Below are 13,752 nucleotides of genomic sequence, written 5' to 3' on the forward strand. Positions count from 1 at the left end.
TCCTGTCAGCTGGTCGCGCCAACGGCCGACAGGGTGCAAAGACACAGGGCCCGGGTCACGAGGACCCGGGCCCATGGTCCGATCACACGACCGTGCGCTCGTCAGACCACATGTCAGATCGCGGTCATGACATGCTTCACGCGGGTGTAGTCCTCGAAGCCGTAGGAGGAGAGGTCCTTGCCGTAGCCGGACTTCTTGAAGCCACCGTGCGGCATCTCGGCGACCAGCGGGATGTGGGTGTTGATCCAGACGCAGCCGAAGTCGAGGCGGCGGGACATCCGCATCGCACGGGCGTGGTCCTTGGTCCACACCGAGGAGGCCAGCGCGTACTCCACGCCGTTGGCGTAGCCGACGGCCTGGTCCTCGTCGGAGAACTTCTGCACGGTGATGACCGGGCCGAAGACCTCGTTCTGGATGATCTCGTCGTCCTGGTTCAGCCCGGAGACGACGGTCGGGGCGTAGAAGTAGCCCTTGTCGCCGACCCGGTGGCCGCCGGCCTCGACCTTGGCGTGCTGCGGCAGGCGCTCGATGAAGCCGGTGACCTGCTTCAGCTGGTTGGCGTTGTTCAGCGGGCCGTAGAGCACGTCCTCGTCGTCCACGCCGCCGGTCTTGGTCTCGGCCGCGGCCTTGGCCAGCGCCTCGACGAAGGCGTCGTGGATCGACTCGTGCACCAGCACGCGGGTGGCGGCGGTGCAGTCCTGGCCCGCGTTGAAGAAGCCGGCCACCGAGATGCCCTCGACCGCCTCGGCGATGTCGGCGTCCTCGAAGACCACGACCGGGGCCTTGCCGCCCAGCTCCAGGTGGACGCGCTTGACGTCCTTGGCGGCGGACTCGGCGACCGAGATGCCGGCGCGCACCGAGCCGGTGATCGAGGCCATCGCCGGGGTGGGGTGCTCGACCATGGCCCGGCCGGTCTCGCGGTCGCCGCAGATCACGTTGAAGACGCCGGCCGGCAGCTCCAGGTCCTTGAGCACGCCGCCGATGATCTCGGCCAGCAGCACGGTGGAGGCCGGGGTGGTGTCGGAGGGCTTCAGCACCACGGTGTTGCCGGCGGCGATGGCCGGGGCGAACTTCCAGACGGCCATCATCATCGGGTAGTTCCACGGCGCCACCTGGGCGCAGACGCCGACCGGCTCGCGGCGGACGATCGAGGTCATGCCGTCCATGTACTCACCGGCGGCCTTGCCCTCCAGCAGGCGGGCGGCACCGGCGAAGAACCGGATCTGGTCGACCATCGGGCCGATCTCCTCGGAGAGGGTCAGCGACCGCGGCTTGCCGGTGTTGCGACACTCGACGTCGACGATCTCCTCGGCGCGCGCCTCGACCGCGTCCGCGATCTTCAGCAGCAGCTTCTGCCGGGTGCTCGGGGTGGCGTCGCGCCAGACCGGGAACGCGGCCTCGGCACTGGCCATGGCGGCGTCCACGTCGGAGGCACCGGACAGCGGGGACGTCGCGTAGACCTCGCCGGTGGTGGGGTCGACGATGTCGAGCGTGCGGCCGTCCGCCGCATCGACGAACTCACCGTTGATGTAGTTGCGCAGCGTGCGAAGGTCGCTCACGGGTCTCTCCTCGGTCTCGGCCTGCGGCGTTGCAGAATCCGGCGCCATGGTACGTCGGCCGGTCCGGCCGACGAAGGGCGCCGAGTGGCCGCGCCGGAGGCGGCACGGTCCACTGGTGGGGTAATGCTCGCGGCGCTGCGGGGCCGCGCGGGTACCGGGCCAGGTTAACCGTTCTGCTGCCGGTATCGACAGACCATCCGCGCTGACACGATGAAATCCGCATCCGATTTCCAAGATCACGACGAAATCAGCAGCTGCCACGCTTGCGAACGTGCCCCCGATCAGGCACAGTGGCGGCGTGGCCAACCGCGACCGGAACGCCAGCGTTCCCCTCGACGCCGCCTCCAAGGCGATCATCGAGCAGCTCCAGGAGGACGGGCGCCGCCCGTACGCCGCCATCGGCAAGGCCGTCGGCCTGTCCGAGGCAGCCGTACGGCAGCGCGTCCAGAAGCTGCTCGACCAGGGCGTGATGCAGATCGTCGCCGTCACGGACCCGCTCACCGTCGGCTTCACCCGCCAGGCGATGGTCGGGATCCGGGTCGAGGGCGACATCGAGCCCGTCGCCGACGCGTTGGCCGCCCTCGACGAGGTCGACTACGTCGTCTGCACCGCAGGCTCGTTCGACCTCCTGGCCGAACTGGTCTGCGAGGACGACGAGCACCTGCTCGAAATGATCAACAAGCGCATCCGCGCGCTTCCCGGCGTGCGGAGCACCGAGAGCTTCGTTTACCTGAAGCTCCGGAAACAGACCTACACCTGGGGCACCCGATGACAGCCGACCCGGCGCAGAAGGACCTTTCCAAGACCGCCTACGACCACCTGTGGATGCACTTCACCCGCATGTCGTCGTACGAGAACTCCCCCGTGCCGACGATCGTCAAGGGCGAGGGCACCTACGTCTGGGACGACAAGGGACGCAAGTACCTCGACGGCCTCGCCGGCCTGTTCGTCGTCCAGGCCGGCCACGGCCGTGAGGAGCTCGCCGAGGCCGCCGCCAAGCAGGCCAAGGAGCTCGCCTTCTTCCCGGTGTGGAGCTACGCCCACCCGAAGGCCGTCGAGCTGGCCGAGCGCCTGGCCAACTACGCCCCGGGCGACCTGAACAAGGTCTTCTTCTCCACCGGTGGCGGCGAGGCCGTCGAGACCGCCTGGAAGCTTGCCAAGCAGTACTTCAAGCTGACCGGCAAGCCGACCAAGTACAAGGTCATCTCGCGCGCCGTCGCCTACCACGGCACCCCGCAGGGCGCCCTGTCCATCACCGGCCTGCCGGGCCTGAAGGCCCCGTTCGAGCCGCTGGTGCCGGGCACCCACAAGGCCCCGAACACCAACATCTACCGCGCCCCGGCCTTCCTCGCCGGCCCCGACGGCACGGTCGACCCCGAGGCGTACGGCCGCTGGTGCGCCGACGAGATCGAGGTCGCGATCCTCAACGAGGGCGCCGAGACCGTCGCCGCCGTCTTCGTCGAGCCGGTGCAGAACGCCGGTGGCTGCTTCCCGCCGCCGCCCGGGTACTTCCAGCGCCTGCGCGAGATCTGCGACCGCCACGACGTGCTGCTGGTCTCGGACGAGGTCATCTGCGCCTTCGGCCGCCTCGGCACCATGTTCGGCGCCGACAAGTTCGGCTACCAGCCCGACATGATCACCTGCGCCAAGGGCATGACCTCGGGCTACTCCCCGATCGGCGCCACGATCATCTCGGACCGCATCGCCGAGCCGTTCTACAAGGGTGACAACACCTTCCTGCACGGCTACACCTTCGGTGGCCACCCGGTCTCCTCCGCGGTCGCGCTGGCCAACCTCGACATCTTCGAGCGCGAGGGCCTGAACCAGCACGTCCTCGACAACGAGTCGAAGTTCCTGGGCACCCTGAACAAGCTGCGCGAGCTGCCGATCGTCGGCGACGTCCGCGGCAACGGGTACTTCTACGGCATCGAGCTCGTGAAGGACAAGGTCACCAAGGAGTCGTTCAACGACGACGAGGTCGAGCGCGTGCTCTACGGCTTCCTGTCGAAGGCGCTCTTCGACAACGGCCTGTACTGCCGCGCCGACGACCGTGGCGACCCGGTCGTCCAGCTGGCCCCGCCGCTGATCTCCGACCAGTCGACCTTCGACGAGATCGAGCAGATCCTGCGGACCAGCCTCACCGACGCGTGGGCGAAGATCTGACGATCCGAGCTTTCTTCCCCACCCTCCGCCGCAGGGCGGTCCCGCTTCCCGCGGGGCCGCCCTGCGGCGTTTCCCGGCGTCTGCTCCCCGCCCGACGGTTTCCTCGACCGGTTCCTCGATCAAACACGCCTGATTACGGGTGATTTGCCCCTGATGGACCAGTGTGCCGCACCCGCGCCCAGGCCCGATCGTTCTAATCTGACGACTGTCATATCCCTGCGGCCACCCAGGATGGAACCTCATGTCAGCGGCCCCTCCTGACAACGACGTGCTGTGGGCCCGGGAGATCGTCAAGTCCCATCACGGCACCCCCGCCCTGCGCGGCGTCTCGCTCGGCGTCCGGGAGGGCGAGGTGCTCGCCGTCACCGGCCCGCGCGGCTCCGGCAAGAGCACGCTGCTCGGCTGCCTCTCCGCGCTCCTCCCGGTCGACGAGGGCGAGGTCTGGTTCAACAGCTCCCCCGTGCACACCCTCGGCCGGGCCGGCCGGGAACGGCTCCGCCGCGACCGCTTCGGCTTCGTCGGCTCGGAGCCGCACCTGGTGCCCGAACTGACCGCCCGCGAGAACGTCGCCCTGCCGCTCCTCCTCGCCGGGGCCGGCGGCAAGGCCGCCTACACCGCCGCCGACGAGTGGCTGGAGCGGCTCGACATCGGCGAGCTCGCCAAGGTCCGGCCGGAGCGCCTGGTCCAGGGCCAGCGCCAGCGGGTCGCCGTCGCCCGCGCGCTCGCCCCGCTGCCGCCGGTCGTCTTCGCCGACGACCCGACCGCTCCGCTGCACCGCGAGACCGCCGAACAGGTCCTGCGGATACTGACCAGCGCGGCCCGCTCGCACCAGCTCACCCTCGTCCTGGCCACCCACGACCCCGAGCTCGTCCGGTACGCGGACCGCGCGGTCGCGCTCGTCGACGGACGGCTCACCGCCCCGGCCGCGCCCGTGCCGCGCGGCGTCCCCGGGGCTGCCGGAGCCGCCGGAGCTGCCGGGCCCTCCGTCGTCCCGGCCACCGGCCGCTGACGCCGCCTGCCGCCTGCCGCCTGCCGCTGAAAGAGTCGACGTGTTCTATCTCCGTCTGGCCCGGGGCTACCGGGCCCTCGACCTCGGCCGCTGGCTGCTGACCGCCCTGGCCGGCGCGGTCGTCGCCGCCTTCCTGCTGCGCGCCCTCGGCCGCGCGATGAGCGACCCGCTCGGCAGCGGCGAGGCCCTGGTCCGACTGCTCTGGTGCCTCCCGCCGCTGGCCGCGGTCGCGTGGTTCGCCGCCGTCGCCGCCCGCGCCGTCCCGGCCCGGCGGCCCGAACGGATCACCGGCCTCACCGCCGCCGGCGCCGGCTCCACCCGGATCCGGGTCCTGATCGCCGGCGAGGTCGCGCTGGCCTGCGGCGCCGGCGCCGTCCTGACCCTGCTGCTCTTCCTGGTGCTGCGCAACGACATCGCCGGTCCGGCGCTCGCCGACGAACTCGGCATGGGTGTGCCGCTCCCGGCCGCCGCGCCGGTCACCCTGCTCGCCCTCGTCCCGCTCACCGCCGGGATCGCCGCGGCCGGCGCGGTCTCGCACGCCGAGGCCCTGCCGGGCCGCTCCGGGCCGGAGCCGACCGGCTTCGGCCGGTGGCGGCTCGCCCTGCCGGTCGGCCTGGCCGTGATCGGCCTGGCGCTCGAACTGATCGCCCTCCGGCCCGGCGCCGCCGCCGACGGCCGCCCGATCCACCTGCCGGCCGGGCTCGGCACCACCAGCACCGCCGCGCTCGGCGGCTGGCTCGCGAGCGCGCTGGGCGTCGCACTGCTCACCGGACCGCTGCTCGGCTGGGCCGGACGGCTGCTCGCGCTCGGTCGGCCCACCCCGCTTCGCCTGCTCGCCGGACGCGGCCTGACCGCACAGGCCCGCCGGCTCGGGCCGCCGCTCGCCGTGCTCACCCTGGCGCTCGCGGTGGTGCTCACCACCATCCGCTACTGGATCGGCGAGCCCGGCAGCGCCGACGTCCTGCCCGCGGTCGAGGCCGCCCTGGTACTCGGCTGCGCGGCGGCCGCCGTGGCGGCCCGGCTGGCCGAACTGCGCACCTCCCGCCGGGGGGTCACCGAGGCACTGCTGCGGCTCGGCGTCGCGCCGCGGATACTGTTCGGCGCCGTCGCCCTGCGGACCCTGATGGTCGGTACGGTCCTGCTGCTCACCGGCGGGGCCACCGCGGCGCTGGCCGCGGCCGGGCTGCGCTGACCCCGCCGGTCCCGGTCACTCCGGACGTCCGCTCCGGTCGGGCTGCCCGGTCCGGTCGTTCCGGTCCGGGCACTCCGGCCGGGGCGTCCGGTCGGCCGCTCCGGCTCAGCCCGCCGCGGCGAGCTGGCCGCAGGCGCCGTCGATCTCCTGGCCGCGGGTGTCGCGGACGGTGGTCGGCACGCCGTGCGACTGCAGCCGACGGACGAACTCGCGCTCGTCCTCCGGCCGGGAGGCCGTCCACTTGGAGCCCGGGGTCGGGTTCAGCGGGATCAGGTTGACGTGCACCCGGTGGTTCTTGATCAGCCGGCCGAGCAGGTCCGCCCGCCACGCCTGGTCGTTGATGTCCTTGATCAGCGCGTACTCGATGGAGATCCGGCGGCCGGACTTCTCCGCGTAGTTCCACGCCGCGTCCAGCACCTCGGCGACCTTCCACCGGGTGTTGACGGGCACCAGCTCGTCGCGCAGCTCGTCGTCCGGAGCGTGCAGCGAGAGCGCCAGGCGGCAGCTGAGGCCCTCGTCCGCCAGCCGGTTCATCGCCGGGACCAGCCCGACGGTGGAGACCGTGATGCCGCGCTGGGAGAGGCCGAAGCCGTCCGGCGCCGGGTCGGTGAGGCGGCGGATCGAGGCCAGCACCCGGTTGTAGTTGGCCAGCGGCTCGCCCATGCCCATGAAGACCACGTTGGAGAGCCGGGCCTCGCCGCCCGGGATCTCGCCGGCCTTGAGCGCGCGCATCCCGGCGGCGATCTGCTCGACGATCTCGGCGGTGGAGAGGTTCCGGGTCAGCCCGGCCTGGCCGGTCGCGCAGAACGGGCAGTTCATGCCGCAGCCGGCCTGCGAGCTGATGCACATGGTGACCCGGTCCGGGTAGCGCATCAGCACCGACTCGACGAGCGTCCCGTCGAAGAGCTTCCAGAGCGTCTTGCGGGTGTTGTCGTCGTCGCAGGACACGTGCCGGACGACCGACATCAGCTCGGGCAGCAGGCCCTCGGTGAGCTTCTCCCGGCTGGCGGCGGGGATGTCCGTCCAGCCCGCCGGGTCGTTCGACATCCGGCCGAAGTAGTGGTTGGAGAGCTGCTTCGCGCGGAACGGCTGCTCGCCCAGCTCGGCGACGGCCTCCTTGCGCTCGGCGGGGCTCAGGTCGGCGAGGTGTCGCGGGGGCTTTGCGCCGCGCGGCGCGACAAAGGTGAGTTCTCCGGGCTTAGGCATGGTCCATCCAGTGTCGCAGACCGCGAAGGCCCCGGACGCCTGGCGTCCGGGGCCCTGCCCACAGCCCTTGTCCCTGCTCCGGGATCAGCTTCCGACGAAGGCCGCCAGCAGCAGCCAGACCACCGGGGCGGTCGGCAGCAGCGAGTCCAGCCGGTCCATGATGCCGCCGTGACCGGGCAGCAGCGTGCCCATGTCCTTGATCCCGAGGTCGCGCTTGATCATCGACTCGCCCAGGTCCCCCAGGGTCGCGGTGACCGCCGCGCAGCCGCCCAGGATCAGGCCCTGCCACCAGCTGCCGTCGTCGATCACGAACTGCATCAGCAGCGCGCCCGCCAGCATCGACAGGCCGATGCCGCCGGCCAGGCCCTCGCGGGTCTTGCCCGGGCTGATCGTCGGCGCCAGCTTGGTCTTGCCGAACTTGTAGCCGACCGCGTAGGCACCGGTGTCGCTGCAGACCGTGACGATCAGGAAGAGCACGATCCGCTGCGGACCGTCGTCGGCCGCCAGCATCATCGCCACGAAGGTGGCCAGGAACGGGACGTAGAAGGCGGTGAAGATGCCCGCCGTTATGTCCCGCAGGTAGTTCTCCGGCGGCTCGGCCATCCGCCAGACCATCACCGCCAGTCCGGTCAGCGCGAGCGAGGCGGCCGCCCACTGGATGCCCGACCAGTAGCCGGTGGCGACCATCGCGATGCCGCCCGCGACCAGCGGGACCAGCGGCGCCTTGATCTCCTTGCGGTCGGCCAGCCGGCTGGTCAGCTCCCAGACACCGACCGACACCGCCGCGATCACCACGACCAGGAACAGTGCCTTGACGACGAACAACGAGGCGATGATCACCGCACCGAGGCCGACACCCACGCCTATCGCGGCCTGGAGGTTGCGACCACCGCGCTGCTTGCGCTGTTGCGGCTGCGGGTCGGGCTGGGCCACGGGTGTCTCCTGCCCTGGGTGGGACGACGGCACGGGGTGGGGCTGCCCCGCCGCAGGGTGACCCGGCACCGCCGAGCGGCCCGGCGGCGCCGGGTACGCCGCGGCGCCCGGGTGCGGCCGGCCACCGGGAGCGGGGGCCTGGTCGTCGGTGATCGCGCGCAGCACGACCGTCTCCGACGAGCCCGGTTCCGCCGGCCCGGGCTGCTCGTCCCGGAACAGCGGGCCGCTCAGCCGGCCGGCTTCCCGGGCCGGCCCCTCGGCGGGGTCGGGCCCTGGCCGGGTCCCCGGCCGGGGACCGGCGTCGGCCGGTACGGGACGCATGACCTGAGTCTCCTCCGCGTCGGCGCCCCAGTACACCGGAGACTGCTGGGAGTGACCCGTTCGGTGGCCGGGGTCACCCGTGCCGTGCTGTTCCGGGGCCCCGTAGTGCTCCTGGGCCCCGTACTGCTGCGGGGGGTCGTACTGCTGCGGAGCGCCGTGCCGGCCGCGCGGCTGCGCCGGGGCCGTGTGCTGCCCCGGGGGCTCCCGGTGGGACGCGGGCGCCTGCGCACCGGGCGCGGGCGCCGCCGTGCCGGGGGCCTGCGCAGGCGCGTTCGGTGCCTGCGCAGGCTGGTACGGCTGGAACTGCTGGTCGGATGGGCCCCAATAGCCAGGGGCGTCAGGGGCGTCGTTCATCAGACTTCGAGCAGCTCGGCTTCCTTGTGCTTCAGCAGCTCGTCGACGGTGGCCACGTACTTGGCCGTGGTGTCGTCGAGCTCCTTCTCCGCGCGGCGGCCCTCGTCCTCGCCGACCTCGCCGTCCTTGACCAGCTTGTCGATGGCGTCCTTGGCCTTGCGGCGCACGGCGCGGATCGAGACCTTGGAGTCCTCGCCCTTGCCGCGGGCGATCTTGATGAACTCCCGGCGGCGCTCCTCGGTGAGCTCGGGCAGCACCACCCGGATGATGGAACCGTCGTTGGACGGGTTGACGCCCAGGTCGGAGTCGCGGATCGCCTGCTCGATGGCCTTCAGCGCGGTCTTGTCGAACGGCGAGACGACCGCCATCCGCGGCTCCGGCACGGAGAAGGAGGCCAGCTGGTTGATCGGCGTCACGGTGCCGTAGTACTCGGCCACGATCTTGGCGAACATCGCCGGGTGGGCACGGCCGGTTCGGATCGCCGCGAGGTCGTCCTTCGCGACGGTGACGGCCTTCTCCATCTTCTCCTCGGCCTCGAGGAGGGTCTCTTCGATCACTGTGTACTCCCTGTCCGGTTCATCTGCGGTTGTCCCGACCGGTATCGGCGTCGCGCCCGGTCGAGGTGATCACGCCGACCACGCCCGATCGACGCCGACGCGTACGGCTGGTTGCTGCTCAGGCCCGGACAGAATCCTGGCTGATGAGTGTGCCGATCTTCTCACTCTTCACCGCGCGCGCGATATTGCCCTCCGCCAGCAGCTCGAAGACCAGCATCGGCAGATTGTTGTCCTTGCACAACGTGATCGCGGTGAGGTCGGCGACCTTGAGGTCGCGGGCGATGACCTCGGAGTACTCGAGCGCGTCGAACTTGACCGCGTCCGGGTTGGTCCGGGGGTCGGAGTCGTAGACGCCGTCCACGCCGTTCTTGCCCATCAGCAGCACGTCGGCGTGGATCTCCAGGGCCCGCTGGACGGCCGTGGTGTCGGTGGAGAAGTACGGCATGCCCATACCGGCGCCGAAGATCACCACACGGCCCTTCTCCAGGTGCCGGACGGCGCGCAGGGGCAGGTACGGCTCGGCGACCTGGCCCATGGTGATGGCGGTCTGGACCCGGGTCTCGATGCCCTCCTTGACCAGGAAGTCCTGGAGCGCGAGGCAGTTCATGACCGTGCCGAGCATGCCCATGTAGTCCGAGCGGGCCCGGTCCATACCGCGGACCTGCAGCTCCGCGCCGCGGAAGAAGTTACCGCCGCCGATGACCACCGCGACCTCGGTGCCGGCACGGACGACCGTGGCGATCTCGCGGGCGATCGCGTGCACGACGTCGGGGTCGACGCCGAGTCCGCCGCCACCGGCGAACGCCTCACCGGACAGCTTCAGCAGCACCCGGCGACGCGAACCGGCCTGGGTGTCCCGCGCGGTCTCCTGCGTCTCCTGCATGGACTTCTCCTTCTACACCTACTGGTTCACAGGCGTGGATGTGCGGATCCCCGACCTGCGCGTACACGCGAGGAGGCCACTGCCGCGGGAACCGGTTCGGTGTCCTGCACGGCAATGGCCTCCTCGTCGTTCATGCTGCCGACGCGACCCGCCCATGGTTGTGGCGCTGGGTGAGCCCGTTCGGCGCGTCCCTCCCGCCCTGGTCAGCGGGCGGGGGCGGTTCCCAGCCTAAGCTCGCCGGGAGTCCGGTGGAACGTGGCTCAGGCGCCGACGCGGAAGCGGGCGAAGCGCTTGAGGGTGACGCCGTTCTCCTCGAGAACCTTGGCGACGCTCTTCTTGTTGTCCTTCGCGAAGGCCTGCTCCAGGACGGAGTTCTCCTTCACGAAGCCGGTGACGCGACCCTCGACGATCTTCGGCAGGGCGGCCTCCGGCTTGCCCTCCTCGCGAGCGGTGGCCTCGGCGACGCGGCGCTCGTTCTCCAGGTCCGCGGCCGGGATGTCCTCGCGGGACAGGTACTTCGGCGCGAACGCGGCGATGTGCTGCGCGACGTCCTTGGCGACCTCGGCGTTCTCCTTGTCCAGCTCGACCAGGACGCCGACGGCCGGCGGCAGGTCGGGGCTGGTCTTGTGCAGGTAGACCGCGACGAAGCCGTCACCGTCGAACTGCGCGAAGCGGCGGAAGACGATCTTCTCACCCAGGGTCGCGTTGGCCTCGTCCACGAACTGCTGGACGGTCTTGCCGGCCTCGATCTCGGAGGCCAGGGCGGCGTCCAGGTCGGCCGGGGCGGTCTTGGCGACGTGGGCGGCGATCGCGTCGGCGACCTTCACGAAGTTGTCACCCTTGGCGACGAAGTCGGTCTCGCAGTTCAGCTCGACCAGAACGCCGGACTTCTTGTCCTCGGCGATCAGCGCGGCGACGGCGCCGTTGGAGGCGTCACGGCCCTCGCGCTTGGCAACGCCCTTCTGGCCCTTGATGCGCAGGAGCTCGACGGCCTTCTCGACGTTGCCCTCGGCCTCGTCCAGGGCCTTCTTGCAGTCCATCATGCCGGCGCCGGTGAGCTCACGGAGCTTCTTGACGTCCGCGGCGGTGAAGTTCGCCATGGTGTGAATCTCTTCTCGCGTCTCGCGTGTCTGCGTGGGGTTGCACCGGGGCCGCTGGTTCGGCCCGGGCACGGGAGAGAGGGGCACCGACCGGTGTCGTACCGGCGGGTGCCCCTCACCCTTGGTACGTCAGGCCTGCTCGGCCGGAGCCTCGGCAGCGGGGGCCTCGGCGGCCGGAGCCTCGGTGGCCGGAGCCTCGGTGGCCTCGACCTCGGCCTCGGCGGCGGGGGCCTCCTCGGCCTTCTTCTCGCCCTCGAGGATGTCCTTCTCCCAGTCGGCCAGCGGCTGGTCGGCGCCCGGCTCGGCCTTCGCGTCGCCCTTGGCGACACCCGCGCGGGACTTGAGGCCCTCGGCGACGGCGTCGGCGATCACACGGGTCAGCAGGGTGACGGAGCGGATCGCGTCGTCGTTGCCCGGGATCTTGTAGTCGACCTCGTCGGGGTCGCAGTTGGTGTCGAGGATGGCGACGACCGGGATGTTGAGCTTCCGGGCCTCGCCGACCGCGATGTGCTCCTTCTTGGTGTCCACGATCCAGACAGCGCTGGGAACGCGCTGCATGTCACGGATACCGCCGAGGGTCTTCTCCAGCTTGTCGTGCTCGCGCTGGAGGACCAGGAGCTCCTTCTTGGTGAGGCCGGAGCCGGCCACGTCCGCGAAGTCCAGCTCGCCCAGCTCCTTGAGACGCTGCAGGCGCTTGTAGACGGTCGAGAAGTTGGTCAGCATGCCGCCGAGCCAGCGCTGGTTCACGTAGGGCATGCCCACGCGGGTGGCCTGCTCGGCGATGGCCTCCTGGGCCTGCTTCTTCGTGCCGACGAAGAGGACGCTGCCGCCGTGGGCAACGGTCTCCTTGATGAACTCGAAGGCGCGGTCGATGTAGTTCAGCGACTGCAGGAGGTCGATGATGTAGATGCCGTTGCGCTCGGTGATGATGAAGCGCTTCATCTTCGGGTTCCAGCGGCGGGTCTGGTGACCGAAGTGGACGCCGCTCTCAAGCAGCTCCCGCATCGTGACGACGGCCATAGCCGTGCTCCTCAGGTGTTGCGCCCGGCTCTGGTGCAGCTGCGTCGCGGTAGGCGCGGTGGCGCTCCCCGCTCGGCGTCTGCGAACGGCCGGGTCAGGCTCGGTTTTGTCCGTGGCAGCCAGGTGACAGCCACGCCTGACGCCCCGAACGTGCCGAGCCGCTTCCACCCGTGCGGTCCGGGGACCGTCCGGGCTCGGCGGACCGAGCGGCACTCGCACCTGGCGGAGGGGGCGGCCGGGCCGCTTCTTTCCACCGGTGGCGGGGCGTGCGAAGTCGACCCGGCGGACCGGGTCGCGTGTGAAGTGTACGGGAAGCGCCGAGCACCGAGCGACTCCACGGGAGCCGGGCGGCCCCGGACAGGGCTGCGGGCGGTGGTCCGGCCGGTGGTGCGGGTGGGGCTTCGGGCCGGTCCGGTGGCCACGGGGAACGGGACCGGGCGAGGGCTCCGGTCCGGCTCCGGTCCGGCTCCGGTCAAGAGCCTGCCGGGAGCCGGCCGGGCCGGGAGCGGCCCGTCGGCCCCACGCACACCCTGCGGCGTACACCCGTCGGAGGGACGGCCGCTGTCCACAGGGGTCGGTTGTCCACAGCGATCGGGGCGGGACTGGCAGGCCCGGAGCAGCTCGGGGAGCCTCACCCGCATGACTGCTGTTGCGGGTGTTCCAGCCGGTGCGGGTGTTCCAGCCAGTGCGGGTGTTCCAGCAGGTGCGGGTCGCCGGTCTGCGGGCCGTGGCTTGCCGGGGTCGGGTTTCGCGGGGTCGGGTTTCGCGAGCGGTGGCTTTCCCGGCGCCGGCCCGGGTGCGGGTCCGCTGACGGCGCTGCCGCCGCCCGGGTCCGGGCCCGGGCGCGGTCGCCGGATGCTGCTGCTCACGCTGCTGGCGCTGGCCGCCCTGCTGCTGACCGTCCGGTCCGGGCCAGCCGGGCACGCGGTCGGGGGACCCGTCGACGGGGGCGGCGGGCGCACGGGCGGGAACGGAGGCGGGAACGGAGGCGAGGGCGGGGCCGGCGGGAACGGGAACGGGAACGGGAGGGAACGCTCATGGCCGGCGCACGGTCCGGACGGCAGGCCGAGCGGAATCGTCGGCCGGTTCGAGCCGCCGGCCCACCCTTGGGCCGCCGGCCACAGGGGTGTCGACCTGGCCGCCGCACCCGGCTCGGACGTCCGGGCGGCTGCTCCGGGTGTGGTGACGTTCGCCGGACCGGTGGCGGGCCGACCGGTGGTCACCGTCACCCATCCGGCCTCCGCGGCTCCGTCGGCGCCCCCGTTGCGCACCACCTACCTGCCGGTCGTCGGCACCGTCCCGGTGGGCACCCCGGTGGTGGCGGGCCAGGTGATCGGGCAGCTCGGCATTGGCAGCGGCCACTGCGCCGACAGGTCCTGTCTGCACTGGGGCCTGCTGCGCGGCAAGCGGTACCTCGACCCGCCGGCCCTGCTCGGCGCCGGGACCGCCCGGCTG

Annotated in this window: 11 protein-coding genes and 1 pseudogene; 5 read left to right on the top strand and 7 right to left on the bottom strand. The window is 71.6% G+C overall.

The annotated features are described in order from the left end of the window. Window positions 1–113 precede the first annotated feature (113 nt). The gene (locus AC067J_RS37795) at window positions 114–1,607 is read right to left on the bottom strand and encodes a gamma-aminobutyraldehyde dehydrogenase (RefSeq protein WP_478307196.1); all 1,494 of its coding nucleotides are present in this window, start codon (window positions 1,605–1,607) and stop codon (window positions 114–116) included. A gap of 250 nt (window positions 1,608–1,857) precedes the next feature. Between AC067J_RS37795 and AC067J_RS37800 the strand changes: the two genes are divergently transcribed. The 4 genes from AC067J_RS37800 (at window position 1,858) to AC067J_RS37815 (ending at window position 5,923) form a co-directional block, all read left to right on the top strand. Next, window positions 1,858–2,331, top strand: a complete 474-nt coding sequence (locus AC067J_RS37800) for an Lrp/AsnC family transcriptional regulator (protein WP_030306695.1) — start codon at window positions 1,858–1,860, stop codon at window positions 2,329–2,331. Further along, window positions 2,328–3,722, top strand: a complete 1,395-nt coding sequence (locus tag AC067J_RS37805) for an aspartate aminotransferase family protein (protein ID WP_478307198.1) — start codon at window positions 2,328–2,330, stop codon at window positions 3,720–3,722. The genes AC067J_RS37800 and AC067J_RS37805 overlap by 4 nt, the downstream gene beginning before the upstream one ends. 241 nt (window positions 3,723–3,963) lie before the next feature. After that, the gene (locus AC067J_RS37810; protein ID WP_478307200.1) at window positions 3,964–4,731 is read left to right on the top strand and encodes an ABC transporter ATP-binding protein; all 768 of its coding nucleotides are present in this window, start codon (window positions 3,964–3,966) and stop codon (window positions 4,729–4,731) included. A gap of 40 nt (window positions 4,732–4,771) precedes the next feature. Then, window positions 4,772–5,923, top strand: a complete 1,152-nt coding sequence (locus tag AC067J_RS37815) for a hypothetical protein (protein WP_478307201.1) — start codon at window positions 4,772–4,774, stop codon at window positions 5,921–5,923. Window positions 5,924–6,028: 105 nt separating this feature from the next. On the opposite strand, the gene rlmN is transcribed toward AC067J_RS37815, so the two are convergent. The 6 genes from rlmN to rpsB form a co-directional block, all read right to left on the bottom strand. Then, window positions 6,029–7,129: a dual-specificity RNA methyltransferase RlmN gene (gene rlmN / locus AC067J_RS37820; protein WP_478307203.1), complete on the bottom strand. Its 1,101-nt coding sequence runs from the start codon at window positions 7,127–7,129 to the stop codon at window positions 6,029–6,031. Window positions 7,130–7,213: 84 nt separating this feature from the next. Continuing rightward, entirely contained in the window at window positions 7,214–8,383 is a 1,170-nt protein-coding gene (locus tag AC067J_RS37825; protein ID WP_478307205.1) for a phosphatidate cytidylyltransferase, read from the bottom strand. Between the two features lie 353 nt (window positions 8,384–8,736). Further along, window positions 8,737–9,294, bottom strand: a complete 558-nt coding sequence (frr, locus tag AC067J_RS37830; RefSeq protein WP_478307207.1) for a ribosome recycling factor — start codon at window positions 9,292–9,294, stop codon at window positions 8,737–8,739. A gap of 118 nt (window positions 9,295–9,412) precedes the next feature. Beyond that, a complete protein-coding gene (pyrH, locus tag AC067J_RS37835; RefSeq protein ID WP_478307209.1) occupies window positions 9,413–10,177 on the bottom strand; it encodes a UMP kinase in 765 nt (254 codons plus the stop codon). A gap of 260 nt (window positions 10,178–10,437) precedes the next feature. Continuing rightward, window positions 10,438–11,277, bottom strand: coding sequence for a translation elongation factor Ts (gene tsf / locus AC067J_RS37840; protein ID WP_478307211.1), 840 nt, complete (start codon window positions 11,275–11,277; stop codon window positions 10,438–10,440). 129 nt (window positions 11,278–11,406) lie between these two features. Further along, complete coding sequence (rpsB, locus tag AC067J_RS37845; protein ID WP_478307213.1) at window positions 11,407–12,297, bottom strand: 30S ribosomal protein S2; 891 nt, start codon at window positions 12,295–12,297, stop codon at window positions 11,407–11,409. A gap of 855 nt (window positions 12,298–13,152) precedes the next feature. Between rpsB and AC067J_RS37850 the strand changes: the two are divergent. Further along, window positions 13,153–13,707 (top strand): annotated as a pseudogene (locus AC067J_RS37850) (peptidoglycan DD-metalloendopeptidase family protein); the annotation flags it as partial. Between the last annotated feature and the right edge of the window lie 45 nt (window positions 13,708–13,752).

This window comes from Kitasatospora sp. NPDC042419, assembly GCF_056437345.1.